General features: G+C 70.5%; 17 protein-coding genes and 1 tRNA gene. 12 read left to right on the forward strand and 6 right to left on the reverse strand.

Going from position 1 to position 16400, the window contains the following annotated elements:
- Window positions 1–2: 2 nt before the first annotated feature.
- Complete coding sequence (locus O9255_RS01500; RefSeq protein WP_297865056.1) at window positions 3–890, reverse strand: lipid A biosynthesis lauroyl acyltransferase; 888 nt, start codon at window positions 888–890, stop codon at window positions 3–5.
- A gap of 92 nt (window positions 891–982) precedes the next feature.
- Here O9255_RS01500 and dtd point away from each other — a divergent pair, with 92 nt between their 5' ends.
- The 4 genes from dtd (at window position 983) to O9255_RS01520 (ending at window position 5026) form a co-directional block, all read left to right on the forward strand.
- Entirely contained in the window at window positions 983–1420 is a 438-nt protein-coding gene (gene dtd / locus O9255_RS01505; protein WP_297865057.1) for a D-aminoacyl-tRNA deacylase, read from the forward strand.
- A gap of 112 nt (window positions 1421–1532) precedes the next feature.
- The gene (gene rpoD / locus O9255_RS01510) at window positions 1533–3377 is read left to right on the forward strand and encodes an RNA polymerase sigma factor RpoD (protein WP_297865058.1); all 1845 of its coding nucleotides are present in this window, start codon (window positions 1533–1535) and stop codon (window positions 3375–3377) included.
- Window positions 3378–3547: 170 nt separating this feature from the next.
- On the forward strand, window positions 3548–4879 hold the full coding sequence (locus tag O9255_RS01515; protein ID WP_297865059.1) for a dicarboxylate/amino acid:cation symporter: 1332 nt from the start codon (window positions 3548–3550) through the stop codon (window positions 4877–4879).
- Between the two features lie 71 nt (window positions 4880–4950).
- Window positions 4951–5026: transfer RNA gene (locus O9255_RS01520), tRNA-Ile, on the forward strand.
- Window positions 5027–5033: 7 nt separating this feature from the next.
- Here the strand turns inward: O9255_RS01520 and O9255_RS01525 are convergent.
- Window positions 5034–5369, reverse strand: coding sequence for a hypothetical protein (locus tag O9255_RS01525; RefSeq protein WP_297865060.1), 336 nt, complete (start codon window positions 5367–5369; stop codon window positions 5034–5036).
- A gap of 111 nt (window positions 5370–5480) precedes the next feature.
- On the reverse strand, window positions 5481–6230 hold the full coding sequence (locus O9255_RS01530) for a 2OG-Fe dioxygenase family protein (RefSeq protein ID WP_297865061.1): 750 nt from the start codon (window positions 6228–6230) through the stop codon (window positions 5481–5483).
- A gap of 88 nt (window positions 6231–6318) precedes the next feature.
- On the opposite strand from O9255_RS01530, the gene O9255_RS01535 reads away from it, so the two are divergent.
- On the forward strand, window positions 6319–6996 hold the full coding sequence (locus tag O9255_RS01535) for a dienelactone hydrolase family protein (protein ID WP_297865062.1): 678 nt from the start codon (window positions 6319–6321) through the stop codon (window positions 6994–6996).
- Between the two features lie 27 nt (window positions 6997–7023).
- On the opposite strand, the gene fabR is transcribed toward O9255_RS01535, so the two are convergent.
- Window positions 7024–7683: an HTH-type transcriptional repressor FabR gene (gene fabR / locus O9255_RS01540; RefSeq protein WP_297865063.1), complete on the reverse strand. Its 660-nt coding sequence runs from the start codon at window positions 7681–7683 to the stop codon at window positions 7024–7026.
- Between the two features lie 153 nt (window positions 7684–7836).
- Between fabR and O9255_RS01545 the strand changes: the two genes are divergently transcribed.
- From O9255_RS01545 to hemC, 5 genes are read left to right on the forward strand one after another with little or no spacing between them, the layout of a single operon-like run.
- On the forward strand, window positions 7837–8898 hold the full coding sequence (locus O9255_RS01545) for a 2Fe-2S iron-sulfur cluster-binding protein (protein WP_297865064.1): 1062 nt from the start codon (window positions 7837–7839) through the stop codon (window positions 8896–8898).
- 1 nt (window position 8899) lies between these two features.
- Window positions 8900–10000, forward strand: coding sequence for an acyl-CoA desaturase (locus O9255_RS01550; protein ID WP_297865065.1), 1101 nt, complete (start codon window positions 8900–8902; stop codon window positions 9998–10000).
- A 15-nt stretch (window positions 10001–10015) separates the two neighbouring features.
- Window positions 10016–11056, forward strand: a complete 1041-nt coding sequence (locus O9255_RS01555; protein WP_297865066.1) for a histidine kinase — start codon at window positions 10016–10018, stop codon at window positions 11054–11056.
- A gap of 4 nt (window positions 11057–11060) precedes the next feature.
- Window positions 11061–11795 (forward strand): LytTR family DNA-binding domain-containing protein, encoded by a 735-nt coding sequence (locus O9255_RS01560; protein ID WP_297865067.1) that lies wholly within the window; start codon window positions 11061–11063, stop codon window positions 11793–11795.
- A 32-nt stretch (window positions 11796–11827) separates the two neighbouring features.
- Window positions 11828–12739, forward strand: coding sequence for a hydroxymethylbilane synthase (gene hemC / locus O9255_RS01565; protein WP_297865068.1), 912 nt, complete (start codon window positions 11828–11830; stop codon window positions 12737–12739).
- A gap of 21 nt (window positions 12740–12760) precedes the next feature.
- Here the strand turns inward: hemC and O9255_RS01570 are convergent, their stop codons facing one another.
- Window positions 12761–13324, reverse strand: coding sequence for a hypothetical protein (locus O9255_RS01570; protein WP_297865069.1), 564 nt, complete (start codon window positions 13322–13324; stop codon window positions 12761–12763).
- Between the two features lie 119 nt (window positions 13325–13443).
- On the opposite strand from O9255_RS01570, the gene O9255_RS01575 reads away from it, so the two are divergent.
- Together O9255_RS01575 and O9255_RS01580 are read left to right on the forward strand one after the other, a co-directional pair.
- Window positions 13444–14415 carry a YafY family protein gene (locus O9255_RS01575; RefSeq protein WP_297865070.1) on the forward strand — a complete coding sequence of 324 codons (972 nt, stop codon included), beginning with the start codon at window positions 13444–13446 and terminating at the stop codon, window positions 14413–14415.
- A complete protein-coding gene (locus O9255_RS01580; protein WP_297865071.1) occupies window positions 14405–15349 on the forward strand; it encodes a patatin-like phospholipase family protein in 945 nt (314 codons plus the stop codon). Before O9255_RS01575 ends, O9255_RS01580 begins: the two co-directional genes overlap by 11 nt.
- Here O9255_RS01580 and O9255_RS01585 read toward each other — a convergent pair.
- Complete coding sequence (locus O9255_RS01585; protein ID WP_297865072.1) at window positions 15343–16377, reverse strand: hypothetical protein; 1035 nt, start codon at window positions 16375–16377, stop codon at window positions 15343–15345. The genes O9255_RS01580 and O9255_RS01585 overlap by 7 nt on opposite strands.
- Between the last annotated feature and the right edge of the window lie 23 nt (window positions 16378–16400).

The following is a 16400-nucleotide window of genomic DNA, read 5'->3' on the forward strand; positions in this document are numbered from 1 at the left end:
GATCAATAGCACTCGGGCCAGTAGGGGTTGAGGAGGCCGCGCTCCGGGTGGTCGCCCTTGAAGCGCTTGTAGGTCCATTGGTACTGCGCTGGCGCGCGGCGCACGAAGGCCTCTACGGCGGTGTTCAATGCCGTCGCGCGGGCCTCGGGCGAGGCGTCCCCGGGGTCCGGGGCGAGGGGCTCGACGACGATGCGGAAGCGGCCGTCCGCGCGGCGCTCCGCGGCGGCCAGGACCTGCGCGGCACCGCTGCGGTCGGCGAGCCGGTGGATCAGGGTCATCGTCAGCGCCGGCGTGCCGAAGAATGGGGCCCAGACCCCGCCGCCCGAGGGCACTTGGTCGGGCGTGATGCCGACCAGTTCGCCGCGTTGCAGGGCCTTGAGCAGGGGCTTCATCCCGTGTGCATCGGCCGGCACCGCGCGGACGCCGCCGCGCTCGCGCGCCAGCCTCAGGAAGGCGTCGCCGACCGGGCCTTCGCCGCGGGTGTAGAGCAGAGAGAACGGGCCCTGGGTGGCGAGCCACTGCACCAGCAGTTCCCAGTTGCCCTGGTGCGGCGCGACCACGAGCACGCCGCCGCGTTCGAGGGCGGCGGTGAGGTGCTCGGCGCCCACCACGTCGGCGATCTGGCGCAGGTTGTCGCGTGGCGGATGCGTCCAGAAGCGCAGGCTCTCCAGCGCGGTCAGCATGGTGTTCCCCAGGGCTTCCCGCACCGACACCCGGCCGTCCAGTCCGGCCAGACGGAGGTTGGTGGCGACGATGCGCGCCCGTTTCGTCCGGCGCGCCGCCTCCAGTGCCGCGAAGCCGCGTGCCAGTCCCCTGCGCGCCCGGCGCCCGGGCAGGGCTGCGGCCCAGGCGAGCGCGCGCAGCAGGCGGACGGGCAGGGAGGCATTCATGGTCGAGAGTCTATCCGGCACGCTGCCCCGGCCATGTGCCGGAGGGTGGGGGCGTCTTGACTCGCCGCGGCCGGCGCCGCGACCCTGCCGCGATGATCGCCCTGCTCCAGCGCGTCCGCCACGCGCACGTCGATGTCGATGGAGAAACCGTCGGCCGCATCGGCCCCGGCCTGCTCGTGCTCGCCTGCGTCCAGCCGGGCGACACGCCGGCCCGCATCGACCGCATGGCCGATCGCCTGCTGGCCTATCGCGTGTTCCCCGATGCGGCCGGGAAGATGAACCTCGGGCTGAAGGACGCCGGCGGGGGCCTGCTGCTGGTGAGCCAGTTCACGCTTGCCGCCGACACCCGCTCCGGCCTGCGGCCGAGCTTCAGCACGGCGGCGCCCCCTGCGGAAGGGCTGGCCGGCTTCGAGGCTCTGGTCGCGGCTTGCCGGGCGCGCTGGACGACTGTCGAGACGGGGCGTTTCGGCGCCCACATGCAGGTCTCGCTGGTCAACGACGGACCGGTCACGTTCTGGCTCGAAACCTGAGGGCGGCACGCCCGCCTGAACGAAAACCCATTTCCGATCAATTACTTGGCGTGAATGCCGAGGGCGCCGGTATAATAGCCGGTTCCCGCTCTCTCCTCTCGGTACCCCCTCCATGGCAACTCCGCGTCCGGAGCAGCAGTCCGAAATCAAGCAGCTGATCAGCAAGGGTCTGGAACAGGGTTACCTGACCTACGCCGAAGTCAACGACCACCTCCCCGACGACGTCGTCGATCCGGAGCAGATCGAAGACATCATCGGCATGATCAACAGCATGGGCATCGAGGTGCATGAAGTCGCACCCGACGCCGAAACCCTGTTGCTCACCGACGCGACGAGCACCCGCGAGGCGGACGAAACCGCCGCCGAGGAAGCCGCCGCCGCGCTGAGCGCGATCGACGCCGAAGGCGGTCGTACGACCGACCCGGTGCGCATGTACATGCGCGAGATGGGCACGGTCGAGCTGCTGACCCGCGAAGGCGAGATCGCCATCGCCAAGCGCATCGAGGAAGGCCTGCACCAGGTGCAGAACTCGCTCGCGGCGTTCCCGTGGACGATCCAGATCATCCTCGACGACTACGCGCTGCACCAGGAAGGCAAGAAGCGCCTCTCCGAGATCGTCACCGGCTTCGCCGACCTCGAGACCCCCGAGCTGTTCGGCGGCGCGCCGATCGAAGCGGTGGCCGACGAGGAGGAAGAGGTCGAGGTCGAGGGCGGCGACGACGAGGAATCCGAGACCCAGACCGGCCCGGATCCGGTCGAGGTCGCTCGCCGCATGGAGCTGCTGAAGTCGCACTTCGGCAAGTTCGAGAAGACGCACGCCAAGTACGGCTCGGCCGACAAGAAGACGGTCAAGGCCCGCGAGGAAATGGCCGGCGAGTTCATGAAGCTCAAGCTGCCGCTGGCGCTGATCGATGCGCTGGTGCGCAAGGTCCGCGAGGTGGTGTCCGAGATCAAGGACCACGAGCGCAAGGTGCTCGACATCTCGACGCGCCTCGCCAAGATGCCGCGCAAGGACTTCATCAAGGCGTGGCCGACCAACGAGACCAACCTCGAGTGGGCGGACGAGATCATCCGTCGCAAGCAGAAGTGGTCGTCGGGCATGCGCGAGCATCGCGACGCCATCCTCGCCCAGCAGAACGCGCTGATCGCCCTCGAGGGCGCGCTGTGCCTCACGCTCGGTGAGATCAAGGACACCGCCCGCGCGATGGCCTATGGCGAAGCCAAGGCCCGGAAGGCGAAGAAGGAGATGGTCGAGGCCAACCTGCGCCTCGTGATCTCGATCGCCAAGAAGTACACCAACCGCGGCCTGCAGTTCCTCGACCTCATCCAGGAAGGCAACATCGGCCTGATGAAGGCCGTCGACAAGTTCGAATACCGCCGCGGCTACAAGTTCTCGACGTATGCGACCTGGTGGATCCGCCAGGCCATCACGCGCTCGATCGCCGACCAGGCGCGCACCATCCGCATCCCGGTGCACATGATCGAGACGATCAACAAGCTCAACCGCATCTCGCGGCAGATGCTCCAGCAGTTCGGCCGCGAGCCGACGCCGGAAGAGCTGGCGAAGGAAATGGACATGCCGGAGGACAAGATCCGGAAGGTCCTGAAGATCGCCAAGGAACCGATCTCGATGGAAACGCCGATCGGCGACGACGAGGATTCGCACCTCGGCGACTTCATCGAGGACACGAACGCCGAGTCGCCGCTGGAGAACGCGACGACCACGGGCCTGTCCGAGACGGTCCGCACCGTGCTTTCCGGCCTGACGCCGCGCGAGGCCAAGGTGCTGCGCATGCGCTTCGGCATCGACATGAACACCGACCACACCCTCGAGGAAGTCGGCAAGCAGTTCGACGTCACCCGCGAGCGCATCCGCCAGATCGAAGCCAAGGCGCTGCGCAAGCTCCGCCATCCGAGCCGCTCCGAGCAGCTGCGCAGCTTCCTCGACCTCGAGTAAGCCGCCCGCGCCCGCACGGCCCCGACGCCCCGCCCCGCGCGGGGCGTCGTCGTTTCCGGGCCCGGAGGGGCGGCTGGTGCTGTGAATTGACGCGGCCTTCATGCATCCTCGCGGCTCCCCGCGTGGGGTCACCCGCGCCTCGGCGCGCTCGTAAGGACTAGGACCGGCAAATGGCGATCGACACCACGAACAGCGGCTCGGCCGCGCCGGCACGGAAGGGCAGCACGCTGACCTGGTGGATCCTCGGTGCCCTGGTGCTTGGGATCATTGTCGGCGCCATCGTCAACGCCACCGTCGCCGACACGACGGCGGTGGTCGACGGCCTCACCATCGTCACCACCGTCTTCCTCCGACTGATCAAAATGATCATCGGGCCGCTGGTGTTCGCCACGCTGGCCGTCGGCATCGCCAAGATGGGCGACCTCGGGACGGTGGGTCGCATCGGCCTGAAGGCGATGACGTGGTTCCTCGGCGCGTCGCTGGTGTCGCTCACCTTGGGCCTGGTGCTCGTGAACCTGTTCCAGCCGGGCGTCGACACCGGCCTGGTGCTCCCTGACGCCGGTGCGCAGAGCGGCATCGCCGTCAGCGGCCTCACCCTGAAGGACTTCGTCACCCACCTCGTGCCGACGAGCATCGCCGACGCGATGGCGCGCAACGAGATCCTGCAGATCGTCGTGTTCTCGGTGTTCTTCGGCGTGGCCTGCGCCGGCGTGGGCGACAAGGCCAGGGTGATGGTCGATGCGCTCGAAGGCCTGAGCTATGTGATGCTGAAGGTCACGATGCTGGTGATGTGGTTCGCCCCGTTCGCCGTGTTCGCCGCCGTGGCGGCGACGATCTCGAAGAGCGGACTCGACGTGCTGGCCGTCTACGGCAAGTTCATGGGCCAGTTCTACCTCGGCATCGTGCTGCTCTGGGGCCTGCTCTTCCTCGCGGCTTTCGCCATCCTGCGGCGGCGCGCGGTCGGCTTGTTCCGCGCCGTTCGCGAGCCGACGCTGCTCGCATTCGCCACGGCATCGAGCGAGGCCGCCTATCCGAAGACGCTGGCCCAGCTTGAGAAGTTCGGCTGCAGCAACCGCGTGGCGTCCTTCGTTCTGCCGCTCGGCTATTCGTTCAACCTCGACGGTTCGATGATGTACTGCACCTTCGCGGTGGTCTTCATCGCGCAGGTGTACGGCATCGACCTGACGCTGGGGCAGGAGATCACGATGCTGCTCGTGCTCATGGTCACCAGCAAGGGCATGGCCGGCGTGCCGCGCGCTTCGCTGGTCGTCATCGCGGCGACGCTGGCGCAGTTCGACATCCCGGAGGCCGGCCTGCTGCTGCTGCTCGGTGTCGACCACTTCCTCGACATGGCGCGTTCGGCGACGAACGTCATCGGCAACACCGTCGCCACGGCCGTGGTATCGAAGTGGGAGCGGCAGTTGCGTGACGAGGGCGAGGCGAACCCGGACCTCGTCGATGCGGTCGGCCCGGCCGATCCGGCGCCCGGCCCGCTGCGCTGAGTCCCCGAAAACGACGCGACCCGCGTCATGGACGCGGGTCGGCGTGCGGCATCGCTACAATTGCGGCGAGCGGGCCCATAGCTCAATGGTTAGAGCACGGGACTCATAATCCCTTGGTTCCAGGTTCGAGTCCTGGTGGGCCCACCAGTCTCGTTCAGTGCGTCCGGATCGTCGCGTCGCTGTGCGCCCATTGCGCCACGACCGCCACGCGCATCGCGCGGATCAGCTCGGCCGAGGTCGGGAAGCGGCGGAAGGCGGTCGGGTTCGCCAGCGTCCAGGCCTCGCCGAGGGTGGTGCGACCGGCGATCGCTCGGGTCCTCAGGCGCTCCCAGGCCGCGGCATTCGGCTTGCCCAGGTAGGCGAGGATCGCGTCCTTGGTGGCCGCCGCGAGGGGGCCGTCGGCGTCCGTGCAGCCTTTGAAGATGCCGGGTTCGTTCATGCCTGCCGTGCGGGCGGCGTGGGCGGGGGCATCGGCGCTGGTGTCGAACATGGCGGGCTCCGGGTCGGGTCTCCCGAAGCGGAGCAAGTTCCGTGCCAGTCTTTTGGCGTGATGGGCGTCAAGTTCCGGGCGACTTCGGCGCCGGAAATCCGTGCCGTAGGGTCAGGCCGCCGGATCGAGGAAGCCGTCCCGCCGCCAGGTGAGCACCAGGGTGTCGCGGTGGCCGGCGGCGCCGTCCGGCTGCAGGGGCGTCGTCTCGTGGATCATCCGGGCGTCGTCGAGCAGCAGGGCGGTGCCGGGTTCGACCATCGTGAATCGCAGGCCGGCCGGGCCCTCGGCGTCGAACACCCGGGTTTCTCCGCCGCGCACGGCCACCCGGTCGATCAGCACGACCGCCACGAAATCGACGCCGTCCCGATGTGCGCCTTCCGGCGTGGGGCGCCCGATGCCCTGCGCCGTGTCGATCCGGAACTGGTGCACCTCGACGAAGGGCAGGGCATGGCCGGCCGCGGCCGCGCAGGCCGCCCCCAGCCCGGTGACCAGCCCGAGGAAGGCCGGATCGGCCAGCGTGGCGTCGAGCACCGGGGCGAACCAGCGCTCGTAGCCGCCGTGCAAGGCGTTGTAGTCGGTGGGCTGCCAGTGCGGCCGCTCGACGCGCTGTTCGATGCGTCGCCCGTCCCCGCTCATCACCAGCGAGGCGTGGCGTCGGAAGCGGTAGCGGCCGCCATCGCGCAGGTGTTCGTCCGGCGGCAGGTCGGCCCAGTGCGTAGCGAGGCCGGCGAGGGCCTCTGGGTTCACCCCCGCGGCGCGCGCGCTGGCGGCCGGCGAGAGGCGAGCGAAGCCCTGTGCGGCCAGCGTTTCGGAAGGGGTTTCGTCGTCGAGGCGCCAGGACGGCGTGGTGATCGCGCTCATCCGCGCATTGTGCGGTGCCGGCGCGGCGGCGGGCAGGGGCTGCCGGCTCGGGCACAATGCCGCGCCCTCATCTGCTGATGCCTCCGCCGTGCCCAACGCGCTTCTCGACACGATCGAAACCACCACTGGCGCCAAGCCGGTCTTCTCGGTGATCTGGCTGCACGGCCTCGGCGCCGACGGCCACGACTTCGCGCCGATCGTACCCGAGCTGGTGCGCAAGGAATGGCCGGCGCTGCGCTTCGTGTTTCCGCATGCGCCGGTGATGCCGATCACCATCAACAACGGCCATGCGATGCGCGCCTGGTACGACATCGTCAGCCTCGATTTCTCGAAGGTGCGCGAGGACGCCGCCGGCGTGCGCCGTTCGATCGCCGACGTGGATGCCCTGGTGGCGCGCGAGCGCGACCGCGGCGTGCCGCCAAACCGCATCATCCTCGCCGGCTTCTCGCAGGGCGGCGCGATCACGCTGGCCGCCGGCTTGCGCCGCGAGCAGCCCTTCCTGGGGCTGGCGGCACTCTCGACCTACCTGCCGCTGGCGGCGGACACCCCTGCGGAAGCCACGCCCAAGGGCCTCGCCACGCCGGTGTTCATGGCGCACGGCACGCAGGACCCGGTGGTGCCCTTCGCTGCGGGCCAGAAATCCGCCGACGCCCTGAAGGCGCTGGGCATGGACGTCGCGCTGCGCCGCTACCCGATGCCGCATTCGGTGTGCGCGGAAGAGATCCGCGACCTCGGCGACTGGATGACGGCGCGTTTCGCCGGCTGATCCGGCCGTCGCGGGATCCGGGGCGCGTCAGCGCGCCTCGTGTTCGGCCAGCACGTGCGAGCCGACCATGATCATCTTCAGCATCTCGACCAGCTGTTCGACGACTTCGCCGCGCCGCTCGCGCGGCAGGTCGATGGCGGTGGCGCCCATGGCGAACACCAGGCGCGTCATCGCCGTGGCCACTAGGGCCGGCGCGTGCACCGGCCGGCCGCCGGCTTCCGAGAGGCGCACGAGGTCGATGCAGAGCTCCTCCTCGAAGGTGCGCAATTCGCGCTCGACGGCGGCCTTGTAGGCGTCGGAGCCAACCATCCCTTCGCGAAGCAGGATGTGCAGCAGGCGCTCGTCGGCGTCGAGCTGCTCCATGAAGGTCTCGATCGAGGTGCGGATCACGCTGCGCCCCGGCTTCAGGCGCGTGCGCGCCTCGCGGATGATCGTTCGCAGGCTGCGGCCGCCGAGTTCGATCAGCGCGATGGCCAGCGCGTCCATGTCGCGGAAGTGCCGATAGAAGCTGTTCGGGGCGATGTCGGCTTCACGGGCGACTTCGCGCAGCGAGAGCGTGGACACGCTGCGGTGGGGACCGAGCAGGCGCAGGGCCGCGGCGATGAGGTCGTCGCGGCTGATCTGTGGCTTGCGGCCGGGGCCCGAGGGCGTGGCGCGGGCCGGATGGAGGGGGACGGGATCGCTCATGGGGCCCAGTGTAGGTGGCGGGGCGGGGCCGGCTCGACCCCGGATGAACGCCGCCCGGCAGGGCGATTGAATTCCGGGATGGCTGTCTATACGTCTGTCTGCACGACTGTATAGTATTCCCCGGCGTCACCGCCCGCCCCAGCCGAGTCCTGCATGTCCTTCGCCCTCGCGCCGCCTCCGTTCCGTCCCGCCTGGCACTACTGGCGCGGCCTGCTGCAGCCGGGCTGGAGCCCCTACGGCAACACCGCGCGGCTGATCCGCCGCGAGGCGGCCTCGGCGGACAGCGAGACTCTCTGGTTGAAGCCTTTCGAGCGTCTGCGCGACTGGCAGCCCGGCCAGCACTTGAGCTTCGGCTTCGAGGTGGACGGCCGCCGCTTCCAGCGCAGCTTCACCCTCACCAGCCTGCCGGGCCAGCGCGAGATCGCCATCACCGTGCGCAAAGTGGCCGGCGGTCGCTTCGCCGACTGGCTGTCCGAGGCCCGCGACGGCGCCCGCCTGCAGATCAGCGAGCCCTGGGGCGGCATGGCCTTCGAGATGCCGGACGCGCCGCAGCGGATGCTGATGGCGGCCGGCAGCGGCATCACCGCGGCGATCGCGCAGGTGCGCGCGGCGGCCGAGCGCGGCCAGCTGGCCGGGCTCTCGCTGGCGTACTGGGTGCGCGAGCGCGCCGAGGCCTGTTTCGTCGAGGAACTGCGCACGCTGCAGGCGCGCTTCCCGGATTTCCAGTTCCGCCTGTTCCTCACCGGTGAGGCGCCGGCCGCGGCGCACGAAGCCGAGGGCCGCCTCGACGAGGCCACGCTGGCCGCCCTCCCCGGCAGCCCGCAGGGTGCCGAAGTGCTGGCCTGCGGCCCGACGGGCTTCGTCGCCCGCGTCGAAGCCCTGCTACGCGAGGCGGCGGCACGCATCGCCACCGAGAGTTTCACGCCACCGGTCCTGCGCGTGCCCGACGTGCCCGCCGCCGCGGTGCAGCTCACGCTGCTGAAGAGCGGACGCACCCTGAGCATTCCGACCGACACGCCCCTGCTCGCCGCGCTCGAGGCGGCCGGGCTGAGGCCAGAACACGGCTGCCGCCAGGGCCTCTGCGGCCGCTGCACCTGCGCCAAGGCCAGCGGCGTGCACGTCGACCTGCGCGACGACAGCGCCCATCCCGAAGCCAGCACCTCGCTGAAGCTCTGCGTCAGCGCGGCCTGCACCGACCTTGCGATCGACCTCTGACATGACCGCCCACGCCCCCCTGCTCACCGGCGAGCGCCTCGAAGCCTTCGGCGCCGAACTCGACACGCTGCGCGAGAAGCACGTCCGCGACCTCGGCGCCGCCGACGCCCGCTACATCCGCCGCGTGCGCCACGTCGTGCGCTGGACCGAAGTGCTCGGCCGCATCGCGATCTATGGGGCCGCCCCGGCGCCCTGGCTGCTCTGGCCGCTCTGGGTGCTGGGCGTGCTGTTGCTCGGCATCTCGAAGATCGTCGACAACATGGAACTCGGCCACAACGTCATCCACGGCCAGTACGACTGGATGAACGACCCGAGCCTGCAGGGCGACCGCTTCCAGTGGGACCACCTCTGCCCCTCGGACTGGTGGCGGCAGACGCACAACCACAGCCACCACCAGTGGACCAACGTGCGCGGCAAGGACGACGACGTGGGCTATGGCCTGCTGCGCATCTTCCCCGAACAGCGCTGGACGCCGTTCGCGCTGGGCCAGCCGATCTACGCGGCGCTGCTGGCGGTCTTCTACCAGACCGGCATCGCCATCCAGCACCTGAAGCTCGGCCGCTACGTGAAGGGGCGCCGCTCGTGGCGCTACTTCCTCTCCGACGCCAAGCCGCTGCTGCGCAAGCTGCCGTGGCAGGGCGGCAAGGACTACGTGTTTTTCCCGCTGCTGGCCGGCCCCTTCTTCCTGCCGGTGCTGCTCGGGAACATGGCGGCGAACCTCGTGCGCAACCTGTGGACCTTCGTGGTCATCTTCTGCGGCCACTTCACCGCCGATGCGATCACGTTCACGCCGGCCCAGGTAAAGGACGAAACGCGCGCCGGCTGGTACCAGCGACAGATCCGCGGCTCCTCGAACATCGCCGGCGGTTTCCTCATGAACTTCATGACCGGCAACCTGAGCCACCAGATCGAGCACCACCTGTTCCCCGACCTGCCGGCCCGCCGTTACGCTGACATGGCCGTCGAGGTGAAGGCGCTCTGCGCGAAGTACGGCGTGCCCTACAACACGGGCTCGCTGCCGAAGCAGTTCGGCGAGGTGGTGTGGCGCATCTTCCGCCACGCGCTCCCGAGCCGTCCGCATTGGGTGCCGGCCGCCGCGTGAGGCAATAATGCGGGCATGCCGCCCGCCGCCGACCGCCTGAGCCTTCCCGAATTCTGCTCGCGTGGCCGACTGTTGGCCGCGGTGGCGGCCGGGCAGGTGGTCATGCTCACCATTGCGTTGGCCCCGACGCGCGCACCGCGCTGGGACTTCACCGAGTTCGCCTCGGCCAGCGCCCTCGCCACCTGGATCGCGATCGCTTCAGCGGTGGCGCTCTGCAAGCTGCGCCCCTGGCTTGCGCGCCTGCCGCCGCGCGTCGATTTCGCCGCGGCGACGGCCGTTCCCACGCTGGTGGCGTTGCTCGGCGCCGGGGCCCTGAACTACATCGCTGCCAGCCTCGGGCAGTTCGTCCTCGACGCCGAGATGAACCGGCACTTCGCGCTGACGACGGCGGGGCTCACCGGCCTGATCGCCGCCATCGCGCTGCGCTATTTCGCCGCGCAGGATCGCTGGCGCGCGCAAGTGCGGGCGGTCTCGCAGGCGCAGATGGAGGCGCTGCAGGCGCGCATCCGCCCGCACTTCCTGTTCAATTCGATGAACTCCATCGCCGCGCTGGTGCGTCGCGACCCGGCGGCCGCGGAGCGTGCGGTGGAAGACCTGTCCGAACTGTTCCGCGCCGCGCTGGGGGCGCCGGGGCAGCGCGGCACGCTGGCCGACGAGATCCACCTCGCGCAGCGCTTCCTTGGCATCGAGCAACTGCGCCTCGGATCGCGGCTCCAGGTGCACTGGAACGCCGTGCCGGGCTTGCCGATGGATCTGCCGCTGCCACGTCTGGTCCTGCAGCCTTTGCTGGAGAACGCGGTCGTGCACGGCATCGCGCGCCTCAAGGAGGGCGGCGAGATCCGGATCGACCTGGCGGTCGTGGAGGGCGCGTTGCGCATCGAGGTGGGGAATCCGAAGCCGGTCGGCGTCGACCCGCGCCCCGGCAACGGCCACGCCCTCGAATCGATCCGCCAGCGCCTGCGCCACCAGTTCGGCGACGGGGCGCGGATGTCGTCTGAGGCCGCCGAGGGCTACTATCGCGTTCGCTTGGAACTGCCGCTCGGCGCTGCCGACTGATCCCATGGATGTCCTGATCGCCGACGACGAACCGCTGGCCCGCGAGCGCTTGGCCGCCCTGCTCGCCGAGCTGGGCGGGCATCGCGTGGTGGCGGCGGTCGGCGATGGCCGCAGCGCGCTCGACGCCTGCCTCAGCCAGGCACCGGATGTCGTGCTGATGGACATCGAGATGCCGGAGATGGATGGCCTCGAAGCCGCGCGCCATCTGGCCGGCATGGAATCGCCGCCCGCCGTGGTGTTCTGCACCGCCTACGACGAGCACGCGCTGGCGGCTTTCGAGGCTGCCGCCGTCGACTACCTGCTGAAGCCCGTGCGCGCCGAGCGCCTCGCCGCGGCCCTTCAGCGCGCCGCAGAGCGGCGTGCCGGGCGCAAGCAGGCGGTGGCGGCGCCGGCGCTATCGGGCCGCGCGCGCACCCATCTCGCGGCGCGCCTGCGCGGTTCGCTGCGCCTCATTCCGGTGGCCGACATCCGCTACCTGCAGGCGGAAGAGAAATACGTCGTCGTGCACCATGCCCGCGGCGAGGACCTCGTCGAGGATTCCCTCAAGGGCCTCGAAGCGGAGTTCGCTGGCCGCTTCCTGCGCATCCACCGCAACTGCCTCGTTGCGCGCGAGCAGTTCAGCGAGCTGCGGCGCTCGCCCGAGGGTGTCGTGCACGCGGTGCTGCGCGATGGCGGCGCCGTGCTCGAAGTGAGCCGCCGCTGCCTGCCTGCGCTTCGCGACGAGCTGAAACACCTGTAGCGCCGACGACGGCGCCCCTCACGGAACCCGACATGCCCCTGATCCGACTGGCCACGCGCGAGAGCGCGCTCGCCCTCTGGCAAACCGAACACGTCGCCGCGCGCTTGCGTGCCCTGCACCCCGGGCTCGAGGTGCAATTGGTGCCGATGACCACCCGCGGCGACCAGATCCTCGACCGCGCGCTGGCGGCCGTCGGCGGCAAAGGGCTGTTCCTGAAGGAGCTCGAGGTCGCGATGCTCGAAGGCCGCGCCGATGCGGCCGTGCATTCGCTCAAGGACGTGCCGATGGAGCTGGATGGCCCCTTCGTACTCGCCGCCATCCTCGAGCGCGCCGATCCCTTCGATGCCTTTGTCAGCAACGCCCATGCCACCCTCGATGCGCTGCCGCGCGGCGCGCGTGTCGGTACCAGCTCGCTGCGCCGGCAGGCGCAGCTGCGCGCGCTGCGGCCTGACCTCGAACTGCTCGACCTGCGCGGCAACGTCAACACTCGGTTGGCGAAACTCGATGCCGGGCAGTACGACGCCATCATCCTCGCCTGTGCAGGGCTGCAGCGCCTCGGTTTCGACGCCCGCATCCGCGAGCGGCTGACGCCGCCGCGCTTGCTGCCGGCCGTCGCGCAGGGCGCCATCGCCATCGAATGCCGCGAGGGCGACGCCGAGATTGCGCGCCTGCTGCGCGGTCTGGATGACGGCACCACGCGCGTTTGCGTCGAGGCCGAGCGGGCGATGAACCGCGCCCTGCACGGCAGCTGCCACGTGCCGGTGGCTGGTTTCGCCGAGCTGTTCAACGAGAAGCTGCTGCTGCGCGGCGCGGTGGGCGATGCCAACGACGGCCGCCTCGTGCGCGCGGAAGCGAAGGGCAGCGCCGCCGATCCGGAAGGCCTCGGCCGACGCGTTGCCGAGGCCCTGCTGGCGCAGGGCGCGGGCGAACTGCTGGGGCACTGAAGGCCCCGGCGGATCGCGCCTTCAGGGAATACGGATGTCCGCGCTGCCGATGTCGCGGTAGCGGACGCGCACGACCTTGCCGCGTCCCGCCGCGCCGCCGTCCACTTCCATCTGCAGCAGGGTGTCGCCGTCGCCCACCCAGGCCGTCGAGGTGGCCGGCTTCGGATGCTGAGTGGTGAAGCGGTAGACCTTCGCGGCCTGGCCATCGAGCGTGGCGTCGGGCAGCGCTTCCACCACCATCGACTCGCGCTGCTTCCGCATCGCGTCCTCGTTGCGGTAGGCGTTGACGATGGCGTTGACCGGCACCGGCACCGTCATCATCCGGCCGCCGACGTCCATCTGGGCTTGGCCACCGCTGACGATCATCGTCGGGCCGCCCTGCGCATTGACGATGCGGTAGCGGTCCGGGGCCTGGAATTCCATGTCGACGTACTTCTCGCCGCTGCCGGCATCGCTCATCGAAGCGCGGAACGAGGGGGCGTCGAGCAGCTTGTCGAAGGCGCGGGCGAGCTCGGCCTTGGCATCGGCCAGCGCCAGCGAGGGCAGGGTGCAGGCGAGGAGGAACACGGCGGCGGACAGGCGCATGGCGGATCTCCGGCGGGGTTGGGGGTGGCCCAGCGTAGCGCCGCCGCGTTTCGGCCGCGATGGCGGTGGGCCGGCGGCTTTGCGATGCTAGCCACCCCCGCGTCGAGTCCGAGCCGCCGATGGACCGCTACGAACGCATCCTCGCCCTGCACCGCAGCCTGAGGGCCGCGCGCCTGCCGGTGCCGCTGCAGCGCCTCATGGACGAACTCGGCTGCTCCCGCGCCACGCTCTATCGCGACATCGCCTTCCTGCGCGATGCGCTCGGTGCGCCGCTGGAGAGCACCGACGGCGAGGCCAGCTTCCGCTATCTGGAAAAGGAGGCCGAGCGTTTCGAACTGCCCGGCCTCTGGTTGAGCTCCGACGAGTTGCACGCGCTCACCGCCGCGCAGCAGCTGCTCGACCGCACCGGCCCCGGCATCCTCTCGGCCGCGATCGCGCCGCTGAAGGGCCGCATCGATTCCCTCCTCCAGCAGCACGCGGGCGGGAAGCGCTGGCCGATCGAGCGCGTGCGGGTGATTGGCAGTGGCACGCGGCGCGTCGACGAGGCGGCTTTCCGCATGGTCGCCGGCGCGGTGCTCGAGCGCCGCCGGCTGCGCTTCGAATACCTCGCGCGCTCCACCAACACGCGCACGCAACGCAATGTGTCGCCGCAGCGGCTCACCCACTATCGCGACAACTGGTACCTCGACGCCTACGACCACGAGCGCGAAGCGCTGCGCAGTTTCTCCGTCGATCGCATCGCGCATGCGCGCATCGACGACGCGGCGGCGATCGATCATCCGGATGCGGAGCTCGACGCCCACCTCGCCTCGAGCTACGGCATCTTCAGCGGTGCGCCCAAGGCGTGGGCGACGATCCGATTCAGCGCCAAGGCCGCGCGTTGGGTCGCCGACGAGCATTGGCATTCGAAGCAGGAAGGCCGGCTGCTGTCCGACGGACGTTACGAATTGCGCGTGCCGTACAGCAATGCGCGCGAGCTGCTGATGGACGTGCTGCGCTACGGTCCGGATGCGGAAGTGATCGAGCCGACGCCGCTGCGCGAGCAGCTGCGCACCCTGCTGCAACTGACCGCGGCGGCCTATGACGGCTGAGGGGGCGTTGCCCGCGACGCGCGGCAAGCGCGTCGCCCTCGTGCTCGGCGCCGGCGGCGCCCGCGGCCTGGCCCACATCGGCGTCATCGAAGCCCTGGAGGCGCGCGGGTTCGAGATCGCCGCGATCGCGGGTTCCTCGATGGGGGCGCTGGTCGGTGGCATCCACGCCGCCGGCAAGCTGGCCGCCTACCGCGACTGGGCCGACCGCCTCGAACGCAACGACGTGCTGCGCCTGCTCGATGTGACGTTCGGTGCCTCGGGGTTGATCCGCGGCGATCGCGTGATCGCGACGCTTCGCGACCTCGTCGGCGAGCATCGCATCGAAGGCCTGCCGATTCCCTACGTGGCCGTCGCCACTGACCTCGCCACGCAGCGCGAGGTGTGGTTCCAGCAGGGGCCGTTGTTCGATGCCATCCGCGCGTCGATCGCGATCCCGATGGTGTTCACGCCGCACGAGGTGAACGGCCGCGAGCTCGTCGATGGCGGCCTGCTGGCGCCGCTGCCACTGGCCGCGACCCGTGGCTTCCATTGCGACTACGTGGTGGCCGTCGACCTCAACGCGCGATCCCCGCGGGCGCCGACCAGCGAGCCGGTGCCGCTGCGCGAAGCGGAGATGTTCAACGACGACGCGCCGGCGGCCCCCTCGGGCTGGAAGACGCGCGTGGCCTCGTGGTTCAACGCGCCGCCGCCGCCCGTAGGCGCCACGCCGGCGGCGCCGGCCGGTGGCATCGCCAGCCTCCTCGACCTGATGTCGCGCTCGATGGACACCATGCACTCGCAGATGACGCGTCTGCAGGTGGCGCAGGATCCACCCGACCTCGTCATCCGCGTGCCGCGGGATGCCGCCAGCTTCTACGAGTTCTGGCGCGCGAAGGAGCTGCGGGAGCGCGGCCGCGAACTGGCCGAGGACGCGCTCTCTGCCTGGGTTCAGTAGGCCTCGATCGTGCAACGCTTCCGGGCACGCGGCGCCGGGTCGGTGCCGAAGGCCTCGTTGGTGCAGGGCACGCCGTCGCGGAACTCGCGCACCACGCTCCGACCGTCGTCGACCCCGTACCAGACCGAGCGCCGGCCGCGGAACCGGCAATAGCCGCCCTCCACCGCGCATTCCGTCCAGCCGCCGCCGGAGCCGCTGCCCGGGCCGCCACCGAAGCCGCCGCCGCTGCGGAAGTCGCAGGACTTGTGCTCGCGTGGGGCCGGATCGCCGAAGGTGCCGTTGTCGCAGCGGATCGTGCCGCCGCGGAATTCCTCGTAGTGGTAGCGGCCGGGGATGCCGTAGCGCACCGTCGCCGGGCCGGGCAGTCGGCAGGCTTCGTTCTCGCGCGCGCAGGGCGTCCAGCCGCCCTGTCCGCCCCCGCCGGGCCAGTCGCCGCCCGAGTCATAGCGCAGCTCGCAGACCTTGCGTTCGCGCGGCGCGGGGTCGCCGAAGGTCTGGATGCTGCAGTACACGTCGCCGCCGCGGACGCGGCGCTCGAAATAACGGCCGTCGACGCCGAAGCGGACCGTGGCGGGGCCATCGACGCGGCAGGTTTCGTTCTCGCGAGCGCAGCGCGTCCAGCCGTAGCCGCCATCACCGCCGCCGTCCCAGCCGCCGTCGTCGTAAAGCCGCACCTCGCAGCGCTTCTGCCGGCCGAAGGCCGGGTCGCCGAACATCGAGTTGTCGCACTGCAGGCTGGCGTTGCGCACTTCGCGATAGACGAAGCTGCCGCGCGCGCCGTAGCGCACCACGCCCCAGCCCCGAACCGTGCAGCGACGGCCTTCTTCGGCGCAGATCCGCCAGTCGCCTGACCATCCGCCGCCGCCGTAGCGGCCGGATTTCGCCCCGACCGCCGGCTGCGGCTCGCTCGAGGTTTCCGGGCCGATGTAGCCGTCGGCGGGCTGCGCCGACGCGCTGGTGGCGGAGAGCCCGGCCAGCGAGAGCAGCGCCAAGGCAAGGACAGGGCGGGCGCGGGACAGACTCGGCATGGCGGGCCTCGATGTAGGGGGAC

This window comes from Silanimonas sp. (genome assembly GCF_027530345.1).
GTDB lineage: Bacteria > Pseudomonadota > Gammaproteobacteria > Xanthomonadales > Xanthomonadaceae > Silanimonas.

What these genes read in the sequence shown, in the direction of transcription:
- O9255_RS01500 (WP_297865056.1), bottom strand. Translation starts at nt 890, where the DNA reads ATGAATGCCTCCCTGCCCGTCCGCCTGCTGCGCGCGCTCGCCTGGGCC.
- dtd (WP_297865057.1), top strand. Translation starts at nt 983, where the DNA reads ATGATCGCCCTGCTCCAGCGCGTCCGCCACGCGCACGTCGATGTCGAT.
- rpoD (WP_297865058.1), top strand. Translation starts at nt 1,533, where the DNA reads ATGGCAACTCCGCGTCCGGAGCAGCAGTCCGAAATCAAGCAGCTGATC.
- O9255_RS01515 (WP_297865059.1), top strand. Translation starts at nt 3,548, where the DNA reads ATGGCGATCGACACCACGAACAGCGGCTCGGCCGCGCCGGCACGGAAG.
- O9255_RS01525 (WP_297865060.1), bottom strand. Translation starts at nt 5,369, where the DNA reads ATGTTCGACACCAGCGCCGATGCCCCCGCCCACGCCGCCCGCACGGCA.
- O9255_RS01530 (WP_297865061.1), bottom strand. Translation starts at nt 6,230, where the DNA reads ATGAGCGCGATCACCACGCCGTCCTGGCGCCTCGACGACGAAACCCCT.
- fabR (WP_297865063.1), bottom strand. Translation starts at nt 7,683, where the DNA reads ATGAGCGATCCCGTCCCCCTCCATCCGGCCCGCGCCACGCCCTCGGGC.
- O9255_RS01545 (WP_297865064.1), top strand. Translation starts at nt 7,837, where the DNA reads ATGTCCTTCGCCCTCGCGCCGCCTCCGTTCCGTCCCGCCTGGCACTAC.
- O9255_RS01550 (WP_297865065.1), top strand. Translation starts at nt 8,900, where the DNA reads ATGACCGCCCACGCCCCCCTGCTCACCGGCGAGCGCCTCGAAGCCTTC.
- O9255_RS01555 (WP_297865066.1), top strand. Translation starts at nt 10,016, where the DNA reads ATGCCGCCCGCCGCCGACCGCCTGAGCCTTCCCGAATTCTGCTCGCGT.
- O9255_RS01560 (WP_297865067.1), top strand. Translation starts at nt 11,061, where the DNA reads ATGGATGTCCTGATCGCCGACGACGAACCGCTGGCCCGCGAGCGCTTG.
- hemC (WP_297865068.1), top strand. Translation starts at nt 11,828, where the DNA reads ATGCCCCTGATCCGACTGGCCACGCGCGAGAGCGCGCTCGCCCTCTGG.
- O9255_RS01570 (WP_297865069.1), bottom strand. Translation starts at nt 13,324, where the DNA reads ATGCGCCTGTCCGCCGCCGTGTTCCTCCTCGCCTGCACCCTGCCCTCG.
- O9255_RS01575 (WP_297865070.1), top strand. Translation starts at nt 13,444, where the DNA reads ATGGACCGCTACGAACGCATCCTCGCCCTGCACCGCAGCCTGAGGGCC.
- O9255_RS01580 (WP_297865071.1), top strand. Translation starts at nt 14,405, where the DNA reads ATGACGGCTGAGGGGGCGTTGCCCGCGACGCGCGGCAAGCGCGTCGCC.
- O9255_RS01585 (WP_297865072.1), bottom strand. Translation starts at nt 16,377, where the DNA reads ATGCCGAGTCTGTCCCGCGCCCGCCCTGTCCTTGCCTTGGCGCTGCTC.